This is a genomic window from Mesorhizobium sp. B2-4-13 (genome assembly GCF_006658535.1).
GTDB classification, from domain to species: domain Bacteria; phylum Pseudomonadota; class Alphaproteobacteria; order Rhizobiales; family Rhizobiaceae; genus Mesorhizobium; species Mesorhizobium australicum.
The window spans coordinates 125,575-142,379 of record NZ_VFVB01000008.1 but is presented as its reverse complement, the minus strand read 5'-3'; the positions used below and the strand labels follow the sequence as shown (position 1 = coordinate 142,379).

Below are 16,805 nucleotides of genomic sequence, written 5' to 3'. Positions count from 1 at the left end.
CGTGGCAGAGCGATCCGGAAGCACCGCGGACATCCGGATCGGCCCGGTGACCCCAGCCAATCGCGCTTTGGTCACCGCATTGCAGCTGGCGCCGGAGCAGATGGATTTCGTCGCCAGCAATGCAGCCTCCCTGCGTGAGGCCAGATCCGATCGGGACGCGCGGCCACGCGCCGTCATGGCAGGCGACCAGATCGTGGGATTCCTTATGTACGAGGCACCACGGGACGATGACGAGGCGCGCATCTACCGCTTCATGATCGACCGCGCCTGGCAAGGCCGGGGCTACGGCAAGGCCGCGTTGCGTGAAGTGCTGGAGGAAATCGGCGGGCTCGGCCACATCAGGCACGTGTCGATCTGCTACGAACCGGAGAACGAGGCGGCGCGGCAGCTTTATCGCAGTGCCGGTTTCGTCGAACAGGGGCTCGACGAGGACGGCGAAATGATCGCGGATCTCATTCTGCCCACCGGCGACCGATGACGCCGCCCGCCGATCCGTCCGAGGAAATCGCCATGGCGCGCGCCATGGCCGCCATGGCTCCTGCCGGGGTCCGCACCGGTTGCCGGATCATCCGCGAAGGCGACGAGACCCATCTGTTGCCGGCGGAAGCACGCTCCATCCCCGCTCGCCAGCCGTCCATGCGGCGGGCCAGCGGCGCGGCGCGATTGCTCGCGCACCGACTGCTGACGGATGCCGGCTTCGACGGTTTCGCCCTCTTGCGCACGCCGTCCGGTGCACCCGCATGGCCGGACGGGATAACGGGCTCGCTCGCGCATGACGACGACATGGCCGTGGCGGCGGTCGCGCCTGTTGGCCGCATCGCCTCGCTCGGCATCGACGTCGAGCCGGCGCTGCCCCTGCCCGATGAGATTTTCTCGCTCGTGGCAATTCCCGAAGACCGGATCGACGCCGCCGACCGGCAGCTTGCCGGCCGCATCCTTTTCGCCGCCAAGGAAGCGGTCTACAAGGCCGCCTATCCGCTGGATCGCGAGGTGCTGGGCTATGAGGATATCGCCGTGGACCTCGAAACCGGCCACGCGACAACGAGGACGGGCCGCAAGGTCAGCCTCGCACACTGTATCGCCCCGCGCGTGGTCGTGCTGGCGTTTGTTGCCAGATAGGCGTTGGCCTATTCGCCAACCACCTCTCGATAGGCCCTCACCGCACCATCCAGCCCACGTATGCGCCAGCGCTGCCCGTCCTGTTCCTCGACATGGCAAGGTCCAAGCGGCACTTTCCCTCCCCCGTCGGGCAGGTCGAGCACATAGACAGGGTTGCAGATGCCCGACAGGCGCGCGCGCAGCGCTTCCACCAGCGCCTGCCCCTGCGCGATCGTGGTGCGCCTGTGTGCCATGCCGCGTGCGAGATCGCCATGGTGGAGGTAGTAGGGTTTTATCCCCAGCCGGTACATCAGCTCGCGGCAGAGCTCTTCCAGCGCTTCGACCGTATCGTTGACGCCCTTCAGCAGAACGCTCTGGTTGAGCATCACGAAGCCGGCCTGTCGCAAGGCGCGGCAGGCCACTTCGGTGGCGTCGGTGATCTCGCGCGCGTGGTTGAAGTGGGTGACCACCGTCACCATCAGCTGACCCTGCAGCGCCGCGACCAGCCCTGGCGTGATGCGCGACGGCAGTGCCACCGGCACGCGCGTGTGGAGGCGCAGCAACCGCACATGGGCAATGTCCTCGATGCGCGCCCGGATCTCGGCCAGTGCCTTGTCGGGCAGCGACAGCGGATCGCCGCCGGTCAGGATCACTTCGCGGATTTCGGGATGGTCCGATATGTAGGCCAGCGCCGGCTCCAGCGCCTCGCGCGTATAACCACGGCCGATCGACGTCAGCGATTCCTTGCGGAAGCAGAATCGGCAATAGACCGCGCATTGATAGGTCGGGAACAACAGCACCCTATCCGCATGGCGATGCGTCAGCCGCGGCACCGGGCTGAATTCGTGATCGGCGATCGGGTCGCCAAGCTCACCCTCCGCCTCGTCCAATTCCCCAGGCGACGGGATCACCTGCGCCCGGATCGGATCGGCGGGATCGTTCCAGTCGATCAAGTCGAGATAGGCCTTTGGCGCCCGCACCTTGTGAAGCGCCGCGGCGGCGTGCGCGGCTTCGCGCTCGGCCGGCGAGAGCGGCAGGGAAGCGAGGTCACGCGCATGGCGCACGCCGGCGCGGACATCCTCCTGCCAGGCGCTGTCGGCGGCGCGGGTCGCATCTTTGAGATTGGGCATCGGGCGTCTCGGCTGTTTGCGCGGACCTATCGGCCGGATGGACAGCGCGGTCAACCGCTGTCGCAACGCCAACCATGTCCGCCGCCTTCACAACCTATGTCCATCCGCGCCAGCCATCGCCACAAAAGCGCTTTCGATGCTTTCAAACCTCAGCTCCGGATAACGCGCGCCCGCTTCAGGCGTAGCCGTCTCGAGCGCGGTCTCGCCGCGGATCCAGAATGCGCGCAGCAATCCAAGGCCGGGAACCGCCGCGATCAGCGCCTCCAGCTCCTCGGCGCTCATCTGCTTGACGCGGGGCGAACGGCCGCTCACTTGCCGCCACAGCTCGATCATTTCACCTTGGGTGATCTTGTTTTGTGCGATCCGTATCTCGCTGCGAACAGCATTGGCATCCTCCAGTGCGCGCATGGTGACCGCAGCGATATCCTTCTCGCTGACGAAGGTCGCCGGCACGTTGCCCTCGCCATAGAGCGTCACCTCGTCGGGTGGCAGCGGCGTCGAGCCGAAGCGCGTCAGGTCGCCCAGCGTCGCCACCCAGGTCGAGAAGAAGCCGTTGGTGTAGATCACCGTATAGGGCAGGTCGGCCTCACGGACCGCGTCGAAGACGGCCCGCTTGATGTCGAGCGGTTCGATCGAGCCGGGTGCGGCGGCGGCAAAGTCGAGGCCGAAGCCGGCGGACGGGACATAGCGGGAGATACCGGCATCCCTGATGGCGCGCACCAGCGTCATCTCGCTGGCCGACCCCACATGCACCGAGCTGACGACGCGGTCGACCTTGCCGACGGCGCGCACGAGGCTGTCATAGTCGTCGAGATCGCCGACATGCACGGTGGCGCCGAGGTCCTTCAGCGGGCGCATCCGCGCTTCATTGGCCGACGTTGCCTGCCGCACCAAGACATGGAGGCTGTCGCCATTGCGCGCGCTGGCCTTGGCCATCTCGCTGCCGAGCAGTCCGGTGGCGCCAATGATCAGGGTGCTGGTCATATCGCCCTCCCATTGCCCAGAATTTCGTTAGCAAGGATCGAACCATCCCAGTCGCGTTCCAGGCCGATGTCATGCAAACGGCGATCGGAAAGCCGGGAGATCTGGCGCAATGTGCGGCGGCGCTCGAACGCTGCCGCGCTTCGCATGGCAAGGCCGCTCATCGCGGCGCCGATGGGTCGAAGGGTCAAGGTCATAATCCGTCTCCTGTGTTTCACTGGGCGCAAGCCTGCCGATGTCGCCCGAGTGGGGCGAGCATGACGATTGCTCACACTTGTCTGATCAATTCAGCGCATCGATGAACCGGAGAGCCGGTGTGGATGCTTGGTACGCCTGAATATTGGGCCATTGAGGGCTGGACGACAAACGACTCTTTGTGCACGATTTGTGAGCAACACTCACAGGTCGATCCGATGCCGCGCAGACTGCCGCCCCTCACCGCTTTGCCCGCCTTCGACGCGGCGGCCAGGCATTTGAGTTTCTCCAAGGCCGCCGAGGAGCTCAACCTCACCCATGGCGCGGTCAGCCGCGCCATCCGCAACATAGAGGACAGGCTGGGCATCCAGCTGTTCGATCGCGGCACACGCTCCGTGCGCCTCACGGGCGTGGGCGCGGCCTATGCGGCGGAGGTCGGCAAGGCGCTCGACCAGATCGCCGCCGCCACCATCGCCGCCACACCCGACCGCTCGACGCGCATCCTCAATGTCAGCACGTCCGACGGTTTCGCCGGCCGCTGGCTGGTGCCGAGGCTGCATCGTTTCCATCGCGCCAATCCCGACATCGACGTGCGGCTGGCGACTTCGGGCGTGCTGGCCGATTTCGTCAGCGACGGCATCGACATATCCATCCGCTACGGCCGCGGCGGCTATAGCGGGGTGACGGCGGAATTCCTCGCCGACGAGGAGGTTTTCCCCGTCTGCAGCCCGGAACTGCTGCAAGGCGAGCATCCGCTGCATCTGCCAGCGGACCTCAGGCACCACAAACTGATCCACGACGCCTTTCGCATCGACTGGGCGACATGGCTTGAGCAGGCCGGTGTCGAAGGCATCGACCCCACACGCGGCGTGCGCTTCGATTCCGCCACCTTCGCCGTCGAGGCCGCCGTGCATGGCGAAGGCGTGCTGCTCGGCCGCAGCGCGCTGGTCTCGGCCGACCTCGCGGCAGGCCGGCTGGTCCGGCCCTTCGATCTCGCGCTGAAATCGGCGGCCAGCTACTACGTCGTCTATCCCGAAGGCGCGCTGCGCCAGAAAAAGATCAGGGCGTTCCGCGACTGGCTGTTCGCCGAAGTGGCGGCCGACTGGATTGGTGCGAAGAAGAGCGGCTGATCCGAGGAACGCCCACCTGAATTCCCTCTCTTGCCGGCCAGCTATCGCCTTTCGCTCCGGCGCATCCAGTCAGTCCGACGGGCCGTCAGGCAGCTTGGGCGTCACGATCCGTATGGGACGGCTCCCGATCGGCGTTCCGGTCCCGCGATCGATGCTGACTGGGTCGATTTCGGTTCCTGTCTCGGCGTCGAAGAACCGAGTGAAATTGCCACCGCCCCGGTGCTTGCTGCCCCAGGCGGCGAGCGAGAACAGCACCGGAAGCAAATCCCGACCGGCCTCGGTCAGCACATATTCATCCCGTGGCGGCCGCTCCGAATATCGCCGTTTCTCCAGCAGCCCTTCCTGCGTCAAGGTCGCCAACCGGCTAGTCAGCATCGTCGGAGCGATGCCGAGGTTCTTGCGAAATTCGTCGAAACGGCTGAGCCCCGCATGGGCATCGCGCATGATCAGCATGCTCCACGTGTCACCCATCGTGCCGAGGCTGCGGGCGATCAAACAGGGCTGGTTGGAAAGATTCTTCACGACGATACCATTTTGATAGTGACTTACTACTGATTTGATAGTATCTGATCTCGCGAGGCCGTTCCACCGAAAAATGATGGTGACGGCCGGTCATCGCGCCGCTGGGAGTGCTTCATCTGAGCGTACACGGCTGACAAGTCCGTCGGCACAAACCGTCATGATCATGCATCTCGAAGGATATTGAAATGAACAACAAAAATCGCGGCGTCGCCGTCGTCACCGGAGCAGCGGGCGGCATCGGGCTTGCGACAGCCAAAGCCCTTCAGTCGGCCGGCTACCGCGTCTTCGGCACGAGCCGGAAAGCCGCGACCGGGTCACCGCCCGGGATCACGATGCTGAGCTGCGACGTGACCGACGCGGACTCCGTCGCAAGCATGGTGTCGCAAGTGATAAGCCAGGTCGGGCGCATCGACCTGCTGGTCAACAATGCTGGCAATGCACTGATCGCGGGTGCGGAAGAATCGTCCGTTGAACAGGCAAAGACCCTTTTCGACGTCAACGTCTTCGGTCTCATCCGCGTCACAAACGAGGTGCTGCCGATCATGCGACGTCAGGGCGGCGGCCGGATCGTCAACATCAGCTCGGTTGTCGGCTTTGTCCCCAGCCCGTTCAGCGCGCTCTACACATCCACGAAACATGCCGTCGAGGGCTACTCCGAGTCGCTGGACCATGAGGTCCGCCCCTTCGGTATTCGCGTCCTGCTGGTCGAACCGGCCTTCACCCGTACGGCTCTCGATCACAATGCGACGAAGCCGGACAGGATGATGAGTGTCTATGACCAGGCGCGGGCAACGGCAACCGCGGTCTGGAACAGGGCGATCGAAACCGGCGATGCTCCCGAGGTCGTCGGCCAGGCGGTCGTCACCGCGGCCACCGCGACATCGCCGAAGCTGCGCTATCCCACCAGCAAGCAGGCGCATCGCCTATACCTGCTGCGACGGTTTGTTCCCGCGCATGCCTTCGACAAAAGCCTCCGAAAACAGATGAACCTGCCGTCGTGACAAAGGCGCGTAGCCACTGTTCGGCGGGCCAGTTTTGAGACGCCAGACATCCGCTGCTGCGGCCGACGATTTGACGCATCACAAGCCGATCCACGACGGTTCCGAGAGGGGAAATTGAGCCGGCGGAGTGGCGCCAAACCGCCTCTGGGCATCCCTGCCCGGTTTCAGGTGGCGCTCGACACTTTCGCGATCGCCGCCAGCACCAGCAGAGCCAGACAGCCAACAAGCGCCATCAGGCCCAGCGACCAGGAAATGCCGATATGGGCCATCGCCAATGCCAGGGCGAACGGCGCGACCGCCGAGACGATCAGGCGGGCGGACATGGCGCGTCCCTGCAGCCGGCCATAGCCTTCGCTGCCGAACAGCATCAGCGGCAGTGCCCCGGTGACGATGCTGAACAGCCCGTTGCCCATTCCGAAGACGATGGCGAACGCCATCGCGCCGGCGATCGAAGGCGCGGTGCCAAGCAGGATGGCCACGCCCGCCGTCATCAGCACGGCCGAGATGATGGCGAGCCGCAGCGGCGGCAGGTTGATCCCGAAGACCATATTGATGAAACGGCTGAGCACCTGCGACGGCCCGAACAGCGTTCCAACGATGGCGGCGGCGGCACCCCAAGCCCGGACAGCAGCGGCACCATATGGACCAGCACGGCGGCGCTGACCAGGTTCTGGAGCGAGAAAGCGACAACCATCAAAGCAAAGCCGAGCGGCCGCGCCGGGGCCGGCAGCGATCCCGCGACGTGCCGTGGCGGCTCGATCGCCGCGCGCCTGCTCCTGGCCAGCCCCTGCGATAGCCAGGCGTGCAGCGGCAGGCAGACCAGCAGGTTCAGCCCGGCAAAGACGAGGTAGACGTCTCGCCAAGGCAAATGCGCATGCATGGCCGATGTGATCGGCCAGAAGACTGTCGATGCGAAACCGGCGACGAGGGTGAGATAGGTTATGCTGCGCTGCGCGGCACGCGGCCGGATCTGGACCAGCAGCGCGAAGGCCGCGCCGTATTGGACAAGGTTCGATGCTGCCTCCAGCGCAATCAGCGCGCCGACGAAGGCTGGACCGTTGGGCGCATAGGCACAGGCGGCAAGCGCAGCGGCAGCAACGGCCGAGCCGGCGGTCATGATCCGTCCCGCGCCAAAACGGTCGATCCAGCCGCCGAGCAAGGGGGCGGTCAGCCCGCCGGCCAGCAGCGCGGCCGATAGCGCGCCGAATATCCATTCGGTTGGCCAGCCCATATCCTTCGCCATGTCGCCGGCAAGGATGCCGAAACTGTAATAAAGCGTACCGTAGCCGATAATCTGGGTGATCCCGAGCGCGGCGACAGCCGCTATCGGGGCACGCTCCGCGGTCTCGGCTTTTGCAAGGCTTCCATCATTGCCTACCGCGGTCATGGCTCACCACCTCGCCGTCTTCCTTGGTGAACCGGCTCACCGGGTGGTCGAGCAGATCCAGCACAAGCTCGGACGGACGGCACAGCCGTGTCCCTCTCGGCGTTTCGACGATCGGCCGGTTAATCAGGATCGGATGCTCGAGCATGGCATCGAGCAGTTGGCCGTCGGACCACTTTGGATCGGCCAGGCCCAGTTCGGCGTAGGGGGTGCCCTTTTCACGCAGCAGGGCGCGCACGGGAATTTCGAGCGTCGCTATCAACTGCTCCAGCCGCGCACGTGGCGGCGGATGTTTCAGATATTCGACGATGGTCGGCTCCTCGCCGCTCGCCCTGATCATGGCAAGCGTGTTGCGCGAGGTGCCGCAGTCCGGATTGTGGTAGATGGTGATCGTCATGGGCTGGCCTCGTTGGGGAACGGTTGAACGTGCGGCTGCAGCAGCCATGTCGTCAGCGCCAGGGCAATGCCCGCGCCGGCCAGTTCGGCGGCGATGAAGCCCGGCAGGCTTGCCGGACTGATTCCGGAAAAACTGTCCGTCAGTGACCGTGCGGCCGCGACCGCTGGGTTGGCGAACGATGTCGATGCGGTGAACCAGTAGGCGGCGGTGATATAGAGGCCGACTAGCCAGGGGATGGCCGAGCGCTCGAAACGCAGGCCGGCGAGAATGACCGCCAGCAACCCGAAGGTCGCGATCCCTTCCGAAAGCCAGAGCGCGGGTCCCGTTCGGTCATGCGTCGACAAGGCGAGCGGCGAAAGCCCGAACATCAGGTGCGCGCCGACCGTGCCGGCGACGCCGCCCGAGAGTTGGGCGAGCACATACCAGGCGCAGTCGCTCGCCGGCAGCCGGCGCGACAGCGCCAGGACCATTGAAACGGCCGGATTGAAATGAGCGCCCGAGACCGGCCCCAGTATGGTGATGAGCACCACGAGGATCGCGCCCGTCGGCAAAGTGTTGCCAAGCAGCGCCAGCGCGCGATCGGGCGTCAGCGACTGCGCCATGATACCGGAACCGACCACCGTGGCCACCAGCAAGCCGGTGCCGAGAGCTTCCGCCGTGAGCCGGCGCGGCAAATCAAAACCGGCCGTGTCCCTGATGGAGGATGCGCCAGGCACAGTGTGGCCGCCACTCATCGGGCAGGCTCCCGCGTGTCGGCCGCACAGCAGCCCGGCAACACCGCCGGCGCGCAGATTTCCGGCCGGCCGGAGCAACAATCCTCCATCAGGAAGCGGATAAGACCGCTCAGCATGTCATACTCGGCGCTGTAGACCATGGAGCGGGAATCGCGGCGCACGCTCACCAGCCCCGCGCGTTCAAGCTCCTTAAGGTGGAAGCTGACGTTGGACGCCGAAACCTCGACCTTTTCGGCGATCGCCCCGGCGGCGATGCCGTCGGGGCCGGCGATCACCAGATGGCGCAGCACGCGCAGCCGTGTTTCCTGCGACAGCGCCGCGAAGGCCGACAGGGCTTGACGTTCATTCATATTTCAACAATCCTATGAATATTGAAGCAAAGATTATCGCACATGCTCGCCTCTGACAATCGGGAATTTGATCCCGTGATCACGGCCGACCCGCGGGACATCACCATGGCCGCTTGCTGGGCTTTCTGGCGGATCACAGGGAAAAGCCGCTGGTGTTTTTCCATGAAGGCGGGCCAGTGTTGCCGGGCTACCATGTCACCGAGGTCAAGGCCGGCCGCTTCGACGCGCTCGACTGCGGCGGGAATCCGGAATCATGGTCGGAGATCTTCGTGCAGCTATGGGACGTCAATGAGGACCGCACCCATATGCCGGCTGGAAAATTCGCGGCGATCATCCGGAAAGTGACCGAGCATGTCGGTCTCGACCAGGCGGCCAAGCTGACCTTCGAGGTCAGCGACGGCGTGCGCCCGATGCAGCTCTACCGGGCCGCCCTGCCCCGGCTGGCCGACGGCGCCGTGCATGTCGCGCTTGCGCCACGGCCAGCGAGTTGCAAGCCGCGCGACCGCTGGCTGGAGGAGGAAAAGAAGGCTAAGGCCTGCTGTGGCCCCTCCGCCGGGCCATGCTGCGGCTAACGGAGGGTGCTTTTGAGCATGTGAGTACCGGAAGCGCGGGCGTGAGCCATGTGCAGGCCGGCCGGACATCGGCAACCTTAGTCCTTGGCGCGAAAAGCGTCCGGCATCACGAACACTTCGTCGGCGCGGCCATAGCCGCCATCGGCGACTTCCTCCACAAGCACCATCGTGTAGGGCCGCACGCCCTCGCCGAAAAAGTCGACGAACATGGCGGTCGTGCGATGGATGAGGTCTTCTTTCTGTGCCTTGGAGAGCGCCGCCTGCGGCATCTTGATGTTGGCGAATGGCATGGTGTTTTCCTTGTCTTCTCAATCATTTGGGCTAGGTTTCGAATGAAACGGGAGGCAGACCGCCACAGCAGCAGCGGCCAGCCTCCTTCAGATCACGCCGCCATTGGCGCGCATGATTTGCCCGTTGACCCAGGCACTGTCCGGCCCTGCCAGGAACGAGACCACACCGGCAATGTCGTCGGGCTGGCCGAGCCTGCCGAGCGGGATCATCTTGGCCGTGGCCTCGATCTGCGCCGCGCTCTTGCCATCGGTGAACAGCGCCGTCTCGACCGGTCCGGGCGCCACCGCGTTGACGGTGATGCCGCGCGCGCCAAGCTCCTTGGCCAAGATGTGCGTCATCGCCTCGACCGCCGCCTTGGTGGCGGCATAGACGCCGTAACCCGGCTGGTAGAGGCCGACCACGCTGCTCGAAAAATTGACGATGCGGCCGCCATCGCGAATGCGTTTTGCGCCTTCGCGCATGCCACGGAACACGCCGCCGAGATTGATCGCGACCTGGGTGTCGAAGAAGGCATCATCGGCCTGTGCGATCGGCGAAAGCTTCATGATGCCGGCATTGTTGACCAGTATATCGATGCCTCCGAACGCCTTCTCGCCGGCGTCGAAGAGGCTGGCGATACCGGCCGGAACCGCGATATCGGCTTGCACGGCGATCGCCTTGCCGCCATCGGCTTCGATGGCGCGCACCAGCGCCTCGGCCTCGGCCTGTCCCCGCGCGTAGTTGACGACGACGGCGATGCCGTCACGGGCGAGCCGCCGCGCGATCGCCGCGCCGATGCCCTTGGAGGCGCCGGTCACGATCGCCGCTTTAGTTTGGCCCGTGCTCGTTTGGCCTGAAGTCATGGAAGTCTCTCCTTCTTGTTGGTGAGACGGATATAGGCCGAACCAACTTCCGGATAATCAGCCTTGTCTTGACATCACTATTCGGAAACTGCGAACAAAGACTATGGATCGCCTGGACACGATGCGCCTCTTCGTTCGCGTGCTGGAGCGGCGCAGCTTCACCGCTGCCGCCGCCGATCTCGGCCTGCCGCGCTCGACCGCGACGGAAGCGGTCCGGCGGCTGGAAGACCATCTCGGCGCAAGGCTGCTCGAGCGCACCACGCGCCAGGTGAACGCCACGCAGGATGGCGAGGCCTATTACCGGCGCTGCCTGTCCATCCTGGCCGAGATCGAGGATGCCGAGGCCGCCTTCCGCAATGCCGAACCGTTCGGCCTGCTGCGCATCGACGCCAGCACGCTGCTCACACGCACCTTCCTGTTGCCGCGCCTGCCGGAATTCCTCGCCCGCTATGCCAGGATCGACCTGCAGATCGGCCAGAGCGACCGGCTGGTCGACTTGGTGCGCGAGGGTGTCGACTGCGTCATCCGCGTCGGCGAGCCGCCGGACAGCGGCATGATCATGCGCCGCCTTGGCATGATCCGCGAGATGACCTGCGCCAGCCCCGCCTATCTCTCCCGCCACGGCACGCCCGCCTCCCCCGATGCGCTGGACGGCCACCAGGCGATCGGTTTCGTCTCCTCCCGCACCGGCGAAGTGCTGCCCTTCGAATTCACCGTCGGCGGCAAGACGCGCGAGGTCAGGCTGCCCGGCCGCGTCGCCGCCAACAATTCCGACACCGCCGCCGACCTCGCCCGGCTTGGCCTCGGCCTCATCCAGGCGCCGCGCTATCGCTTCGAGAAGGATTTGGCAGAGGGAACACTGGTCGAGGTGCTGGCCGGGTACCCGCCCTCGCCGACGCCGCTCTCGGCGCTCTATCCGCAGAACCGGCAGCTTTCCCCGCGCCTGCGCGTCTTTCTCGACTGGGCGGCACGCATCTTCGCCGAGGCGAACCTGTAAGCGCAATTCCGGGAAAAGTGTGTAGCGGTTTTCCGTCCGGAATTGCGTCAATACAAAGGAACAGGCACTCGCCGTTGCCCATCGGCGCCATCTGATGTCAATGTCGCCGCGACAGCGCGCCATGGGGAGATGGCGCACCGCCAGGGAGGATTTTCATGACCAAGCAGCAAGCCGGCTTGCCGCGCTATGACGATGCCGTTGCAAGCTTTCGTATTGAGGATGAGATCGCGAGACTGCAGGGCGACCCCGCGACCGGCATCAACGCCTATGTCGAATGCTGCGGCCGGCACACCGGCGGAAACCGCCTGGCCCTGCGCGCCATCTCTGCCGGCGGCGAACTCAGCGAATTCAGCTTCGAGGATCTCGCCGACATGTCCGGCCGCGTCGGCACTCTGCTGAAGGAGTTGGGCGTCGGCCCGGGCGATGTCGTGGCCGGCATGCTGCCGCGCATCCCCGAACTGGTGGCGCTGATCCTCGGCGCCTGGCGCATCGGCGCGGTCTACCAGCCGCTGTTCACGGCCTTCGGCCCGAAGGCGATCGAACACCGGCTCGGCTACAGCGGCGCCAGGCTGGTGGTGACCAATCCGGCCAATCGCGGCAAGCTCGACGAGGTCGCGAACCCTCCGCAAATCGCCACCATCCTCGGTGCTGGCGACGCCCTGTCCCCGGGCGACATCGATTTCCGTGCCGCGCTTGCCGCCGCCTCACCCAACTGCGACCCGGTGATGCGCAAGGGCGAAGACCTGTTCATGATGATGTCGACCTCGGGCACCACCGGCCTGCCGAAGGGCGTGCCGGTGCCGCTCAACGCGCTGCTCGCCTTCGGCGCCTATATGCGCGACGCGATCGGCCTGCGCCCAGACGACATCTTCTGGAACATCGCCGATCCGGGTTGGGCCTATGGCCTCTACTACGCCATCACGGGACCCCTGCTGCTCGGCATCGCCACGACCTTCAACGAGGGCGCCTTCACCGCCAAAAACACCTATGATGTCATCGAGCGGCTTGGCGTCACCAGCCTTGCCGGCTCGCCCACCGCCTTCCGCCTGCTGCTCGCCGAAGGTCCCGACGCCGCCGCGCGTGCAAAAGGCCGGCTGCGTGTGGTGAGCAGCGCCGGCGAGCCGCTCAACCCGGAAGTGATCCGCTGGTTCGACGCCCATCTCGCCGCGCCCATCCACGACCATTACGGCCAGACCGAGAACGGCATGATGGTCAACAACCATCACGGCCTGGCGCACCCTGTCCGCGCCGGCTCGGCGGGCTTTGCCATGCCGGGCTATCGCATGGTGGTGCTGGACGAGGCCGGCAACGAGCTCGGCCCCAACCAGCCCGGCATCCTCGCCGTCGACATCGCCAACTCGCCGTTGCGCTGGTTCGACGGCTACCACCAGGCCGAAACGCCGGCCATATCGGGCGGCTACTACCGCACCGGCGACACGGTGGAATACGAGCCGGACGGCTCGGTCTCCTTCATCGGCCGCGCCGACGACGTCATCACCTCGTCAGGCTACCGCATCGGCCCCTTCGACGTCGAAAGCGCGCTGATCGTACATCCCGCCGTCAACGAGGCGGCGGTGGTCGGCGTACCCGACCCGCAGCGCACCGAGATCGTCAAGGCCTTCGTCATCCTGGCGCCCGCCTACGAGGGCAGCCCGGAACTCGCCGAAGAATTGGCGCAGCATGTCCGCAAACGCCTCTCGGCCCATGCCTATCCGCGCGAGATCGACTTCGTCGGGGAATTGCCGAAGACCCCTAGCGGCAAGATCCAACGGTTCTTGTTGCGCAAGGCTGAGGTGGAGAAAAGGAACGGGTGAAGGGCGGCGGGAAGATTGGAGTCGGTCCTGCGCCAATTGCTGAGACCTGCGCATTGGAGGCAAAGTTGAGTGCGGGCGATAGGCGCCACCGGTAAGGGCACGTCATGACGGAGCATCGAATCTATTCCACAAGCTTTGCCAGCGTCTATCCGCACTATGTCGCCAAGGCGCAAAGGAAAGGACGCACCAGAGCCGAGGTCGATGAGATCATCTGCTGGCTGACGGGCTACACCGAGAAGGAACTCGACGCCGAACTGGAGAAAAAAACCAGCTTCGAGGATTTCTTTGGTCAGGCCTCTCGACTGAATCCTTTGCGGAATTTGATTACAGGGGTGGTCTGCGGCGTCCGCGTGGAAGATATTGAGGATCCACTGATGAAGGAAATTCGCTACCTCGATAAGCTGATCGACGAGCTTGCGAAGGGGAAAGCGATGGAGAAGATACTCCGGAAATGAGGAGAGAGGCTCGAGCGCGCGATATCATCGACCGGGCGCGTGGGCGCAAGCGCTAATCACACCCCTCACATCGCGATCTGCAGCGTCCCGTGGCGCTTCACCTCAGCCTCTATCTCCCGCACCAGTGTCTCCAGCGCGGGATTGCGGACGTTGCGGGCGCGGCGAATGACGTAGGCGAGGTCCGGAGGCTTGGGGAACGACTTGTCGACGATCTCCATGCCGGGCCGCAGATGCCGCTGGCTGAGCAGCGCGACGCCGAGGCCGGAGGTCACGCCGGCGATGATGCCGGCCGCGCTCGAACATTCGAACACGATCTCGAACACCGTTCCCTCGTCCTGACCGAGATCGAGGCCCCAACGGCGATAGAAGCAGTTCTCGTCGAAGGACAGGAACGGCACCGGGTCGCCTTTCCCAAGGGTCAGCTCGGGCGACTTCACCCAATGCAGGGTCTCGCGGAACAGCAGGACATCGGTGGGGCGGACGTCGTGCTGGAACACCTGGATGATGGCAGCGTCGAGCGCGCCCTCGCCCAACAGCTTCTGCAAGGCAAGGCTCATGCGCACCTGCGTGCGCACGCTCACCTCGGGGTACAGCCGGCGAAACCGGCCAAGGATGCGCGAAAGGTCCGTGCAGGTCGTATCCTCGGTCATCCCCAAAGCGATCTTGCCTTGCAGCGTGCTCTTCGACAGGCTCAGGATCGCCTCGTCATGGATGCCCAGGATCCGCCTGGCATAGCCCAGCAGATCCTGCCCTGAACTGGTGAACATCGGCGCATTCGCCTTGCGGCTGAGGATTTCGCAGTCGAGACTTGCTTCCAGCCGCCTGATCTTGTGGCTGACGGCCGATTGCGACAGGCCGAGCATCTCGGCAGCCCGGGTAACACCGCCATGTTTCTCGATCGCCACCATCGCCCGCAAGGCATCGACATCCAGGCGGCGGCTCATCACTCCAGCCATGACAATCTCGTTTGAAACGAAAGCAGCGCTCCAGGGTCTCGGCAGAGAACGGGCTTTGAGGCAATCAGATATGCCACATCTCGCGCCTATTTCATGAATACATCGAAATTTGTCATGTGCAAAGGCGCCTGCGCGCCGCCATAAATCCCGCATCCGAGATCGGCCGTAATCCGCTGGCGAACCCGCTTCGACGAAGAGACCGCATGACGCTCCCGAAACCTCCGTACCGTCGCCTGGCCTGGCCGCTTCTGGCGGCAGCCCTGGTCGTAAGCTGGAGCTCGGGCTTTATCGGCATCCGTTACGCCAGCGAGAGCGCCGACGTCATGCTCGTGCTGTTCTGGCGAACCTTGATGTCAGGGCTGGTCCTTCTGCCCTTCGCGCTCATGGTCGGGCCGCGCATCGGCGTCCGGGCGCTGCTCCAGCAGATGGCGTTCGGCGTGGCGATGATGTTCCTCTATCTCGGCGGCTTCGCGCTTGCCATCGGCCAGCGCGTGCCGACCGGCCTTGTCGCGCTGATCTCGGACCTCGTCCCCCTCGCCATCGCGGCACTATCGCAGCCCGTTCTCGGCCACCGGCTGCCATCGAGGCAGTGGACCGGAACGGCTCTCGGCGTGCTCGGCGTGCTGATCGTTTCGCTGAACAGCCTCAGTCTCGGCACCGCGCCGGCCTGGGCGTACGTGGTCACGATCGCTTCCATGATGGTCTTCGCGCTGGCGACCGTGCTGCAGAAGCGGATGGGGACGATCAACATGCCCATCCACCAGAGCCTGTGCATCCAATGCCTGACGGCGGCGCTGTTTTTTGCCGCTTGCGCCGAATGGAAAGGCGGGCTGATGCCGCCCCTTGATGGCCGGTTCGAGTTCGGCATCGCCTGGCTGGTGCTGTTTTCGACCTTCTTCTGCTACGGCGTCTATTATGCGAGCCTGCGCCTCCACAGCGCCGCGCGGGTCAGCAGCGTGATCTATCTCAGCCCGCCGGTGACGATGCTTTGGGCCTGGCTGCTCTTCGGCGAGCCGCTTTCGGCGGCGATGGTCCTCGGCCTCGCGGTTACGCTGTTCGGCGTCTGGCTGACATAGTCGCGTGGCACCACATCGAAGGGCGAGGCAGGTTTGCGCCCAGCCGGGCAGCCGGCCGATTGATCGCGATCCACGCAAACGCTAGCCAATTATCCAACTCAAGGGAGTGAACCATGAAGCTGACTGATTTCAAGGCCTTGACCTTCGATTGCTACGGCACGCTAATCGATTGGGAATCCGGCATGATCGACGCCCTGAAGCCGCTGACCGGGCGGGTTGGCCGCGGCCTCGGTCGCGACGAGATCCTGCAGGCGCATGCCAGGCACGAATCCAGCCAGCAGGACTGGACGCCGCAAAAGCGCTACTGCGACCTTCTGGCTGTCGTCTACAAGCGGCTCGCCGAGGAATGGGGCGTCGTGACCACGCCGGAGGAATGCATCGCCTATGGCCAAAGCGTGAAGGACTGGCCGGCCTTTGCCGATACCGCCGCCGCCCTGCAATACCTCAAGCAGCACTACAAGCTCGTCATCCTCTCCAACGTCGACAATACGAGCTTCTCCTTCAGCAACAGGAAGCTCGGCGTCGATTTCGATGCGATCTACACGGCGGAGGACATCGGCTCCTACAAGCCGTCGCCCCGGAATTTCGACTATATGCTGGAAAAACTGGCGACGCTCGGGATCGGCGACAAGCAAGTCCTGCACACGGCCGAAAGCCTGTTTCATGACCATGCCGTGACCAACCGCCTGGGCCTTAAATCGTGCTGGATCCACCGCCGGCATGCCGATCAGGGTTTCGGCGCCACGATGCATCCCGGCGAGATGCCGAAGGTGGACTTCCGCTTCGACAGCATGGCCGACCTCGCCAAGGCGCATCAGGAAGAATTGGGCGGCTGATAGAAGGCCATCCCTTGAGCTGAAACCAGAACTCGCCTGAGCGC

Annotated in this window: 20 protein-coding genes and 1 pseudogene; 10 read left to right on the top strand and 11 right to left on the bottom strand. The window is 64.8% G+C overall.

What is annotated here, in order from left to right:
• The first annotated feature begins 1 nt into the window (after nt 1).
• Together FJ936_RS21835 and FJ936_RS21830 are read left to right on the top strand one after the other, a co-directional pair.
• Entirely contained in the window at nt 2–478 is a 477-nt protein-coding gene (locus FJ936_RS21835; RefSeq protein WP_140788503.1) for a GNAT family N-acetyltransferase, read from the top strand.
• Nucleotides 475–1,119 carry a 4'-phosphopantetheinyl transferase superfamily protein gene (locus FJ936_RS21830; RefSeq protein ID WP_140663406.1) on the top strand — a complete coding sequence of 215 codons (645 nt, stop codon included), beginning with the start codon at nt 475–477 and terminating at the stop codon, nt 1,117–1,119. Before FJ936_RS21835 ends, FJ936_RS21830 begins: the two co-directional genes overlap by 4 nt.
• 8 nt (nt 1,120–1,127) lie before the next feature.
• Here FJ936_RS21830 and FJ936_RS21825 read toward each other — a convergent pair whose 3' ends face one another.
• The 3 genes from FJ936_RS21825 to FJ936_RS21815 all read right to left on the bottom strand — a co-directional run bounded on the left by FJ936_RS21825 (nt 1,128) and on the right by FJ936_RS21815 (nt 3,406).
• Nucleotides 1,128–2,228, bottom strand: a complete 1,101-nt coding sequence (locus FJ936_RS21825; protein WP_140788501.1) for a KamA family radical SAM protein — start codon at nt 2,226–2,228, stop codon at nt 1,128–1,130.
• Nucleotides 2,229–2,315: 87 nt separating this feature from the next.
• Nucleotides 2,316–3,212, bottom strand: coding sequence for an NmrA family NAD(P)-binding protein (locus tag FJ936_RS21820; RefSeq protein WP_140788499.1), 897 nt, complete (start codon nt 3,210–3,212; stop codon nt 2,316–2,318).
• Nucleotides 3,209–3,406 carry a DUF1127 domain-containing protein gene (locus FJ936_RS21815; RefSeq protein ID WP_140788497.1) on the bottom strand — a complete coding sequence of 66 codons (198 nt, stop codon included), beginning with the start codon at nt 3,404–3,406 and terminating at the stop codon, nt 3,209–3,211. The genes FJ936_RS21820 and FJ936_RS21815 overlap by 4 nt, the downstream gene beginning before the upstream one ends.
• Before the next feature lie 216 nt (nt 3,407–3,622).
• Here FJ936_RS21815 and FJ936_RS21810 point away from each other — a divergent pair, with 216 nt between their 5' ends.
• Nucleotides 3,623–4,534, top strand: coding sequence for a transcriptional regulator GcvA (locus FJ936_RS21810; protein ID WP_015316903.1), 912 nt, complete (start codon nt 3,623–3,625; stop codon nt 4,532–4,534).
• Between the two features lie 69 nt (nt 4,535–4,603).
• Here FJ936_RS21810 and FJ936_RS21805 read toward each other — a convergent pair whose 3' ends face one another.
• Entirely contained in the window at nt 4,604–5,056 is a 453-nt protein-coding gene (locus tag FJ936_RS21805) for a helix-turn-helix domain-containing protein (RefSeq protein WP_140788494.1), read from the bottom strand.
• Between the two features lie 185 nt (nt 5,057–5,241).
• On the opposite strand from FJ936_RS21805, the gene FJ936_RS21800 reads away from it, so the two are divergent.
• Complete coding sequence (locus FJ936_RS21800) at nt 5,242–6,057, top strand: oxidoreductase (RefSeq protein WP_140788491.1); 816 nt, start codon at nt 5,242–5,244, stop codon at nt 6,055–6,057.
• 164 nt (nt 6,058–6,221) lie between these two features.
• On the opposite strand, the pseudogene arsK reads toward FJ936_RS21800, so the two are convergent.
• From arsK to FJ936_RS21780, 4 genes and pseudogenes are all read right to left on the bottom strand, one after another.
• A pseudogene (arsK, locus tag FJ936_RS21795) lies at nt 6,222–7,444 on the bottom strand (arsenite efflux MFS transporter ArsK).
• On the bottom strand, nt 7,425–7,838 hold the full coding sequence (gene arsC / locus FJ936_RS21790; RefSeq protein ID WP_015316898.1) for an arsenate reductase (glutaredoxin): 414 nt from the start codon (nt 7,836–7,838) through the stop codon (nt 7,425–7,427). Before arsC ends, arsK begins: the two are co-directional and overlap by 20 nt.
• On the bottom strand, nt 7,835–8,572 hold the full coding sequence (locus FJ936_RS21785; RefSeq protein WP_140788489.1) for an MIP/aquaporin family protein: 738 nt from the start codon (nt 8,570–8,572) through the stop codon (nt 7,835–7,837). Before FJ936_RS21785 ends, arsC begins: the two co-directional genes overlap by 4 nt.
• Nucleotides 8,569–8,922 carry a metalloregulator ArsR/SmtB family transcription factor gene (locus FJ936_RS21780; protein ID WP_140663420.1) on the bottom strand — a complete coding sequence of 118 codons (354 nt, stop codon included), beginning with the start codon at nt 8,920–8,922 and terminating at the stop codon, nt 8,569–8,571. The genes FJ936_RS21785 and FJ936_RS21780 overlap by 4 nt, the downstream gene beginning before the upstream one ends.
• A gap of 113 nt (nt 8,923–9,035) precedes the next feature.
• Here FJ936_RS21780 and FJ936_RS21775 point away from each other — a divergent pair, with 113 nt between their 5' ends.
• Nucleotides 9,036–9,494: a DUF6428 family protein gene (locus FJ936_RS21775; RefSeq protein WP_140788486.1), complete on the top strand. Its 459-nt coding sequence runs from the start codon at nt 9,036–9,038 to the stop codon at nt 9,492–9,494.
• Nucleotides 9,495–9,571: 77 nt separating this feature from the next.
• Here FJ936_RS21775 and FJ936_RS21770 read toward each other — a convergent pair whose 3' ends face one another.
• Together FJ936_RS21770 and FJ936_RS21765 are read right to left on the bottom strand one after the other, a co-directional pair.
• Nucleotides 9,572–9,784 carry a 4-oxalocrotonate tautomerase family protein gene (locus tag FJ936_RS21770; RefSeq protein WP_140716390.1) on the bottom strand — a complete coding sequence of 71 codons (213 nt, stop codon included), beginning with the start codon at nt 9,782–9,784 and terminating at the stop codon, nt 9,572–9,574.
• A gap of 87 nt (nt 9,785–9,871) precedes the next feature.
• Entirely contained in the window at nt 9,872–10,627 is a 756-nt protein-coding gene (locus tag FJ936_RS21765; RefSeq protein WP_140788483.1) for an SDR family oxidoreductase, read from the bottom strand.
• A gap of 103 nt (nt 10,628–10,730) precedes the next feature.
• Between FJ936_RS21765 and FJ936_RS21760 the strand changes: the two genes are divergently transcribed.
• The 3 genes from FJ936_RS21760 (at nt 10,731) to FJ936_RS21750 (ending at nt 13,893) form a co-directional block, all read left to right on the top strand.
• Nucleotides 10,731–11,624, top strand: coding sequence for a LysR family transcriptional regulator (locus tag FJ936_RS21760; RefSeq protein ID WP_140788479.1), 894 nt, complete (start codon nt 10,731–10,733; stop codon nt 11,622–11,624).
• 155 nt (nt 11,625–11,779) lie between these two features.
• Nucleotides 11,780–13,438 carry an acyl-CoA synthetase gene (locus tag FJ936_RS21755; protein ID WP_140788476.1) on the top strand — a complete coding sequence of 553 codons (1,659 nt, stop codon included), beginning with the start codon at nt 11,780–11,782 and terminating at the stop codon, nt 13,436–13,438.
• 104 nt (nt 13,439–13,542) lie between these two features.
• Nucleotides 13,543–13,893 (top strand): DUF2200 domain-containing protein, encoded by a 351-nt coding sequence (locus FJ936_RS21750; RefSeq protein WP_140788474.1) that lies wholly within the window; start codon nt 13,543–13,545, stop codon nt 13,891–13,893.
• A 65-nt stretch (nt 13,894–13,958) separates the two neighbouring features.
• On the opposite strand, the gene FJ936_RS21745 is transcribed toward FJ936_RS21750, so the two are convergent.
• Complete coding sequence (locus FJ936_RS21745) at nt 13,959–14,849, bottom strand: LysR family transcriptional regulator (protein ID WP_140663432.1); 891 nt, start codon at nt 14,847–14,849, stop codon at nt 13,959–13,961.
• A 203-nt stretch (nt 14,850–15,052) separates the two neighbouring features.
• On the opposite strand from FJ936_RS21745, the gene FJ936_RS21740 reads away from it, so the two are divergent.
• A complete protein-coding gene (locus tag FJ936_RS21740; protein WP_140788472.1) occupies nt 15,053–15,925 on the top strand; it encodes a DMT family transporter in 873 nt (290 codons plus the stop codon).
• Between the two features lie 113 nt (nt 15,926–16,038).
• A complete protein-coding gene (locus FJ936_RS21735) occupies nt 16,039–16,761 on the top strand; it encodes a haloacid dehalogenase type II (protein ID WP_015316887.1) in 723 nt (240 codons plus the stop codon).
• Nucleotides 16,762–16,805: the final 44 nt, after the last annotated feature.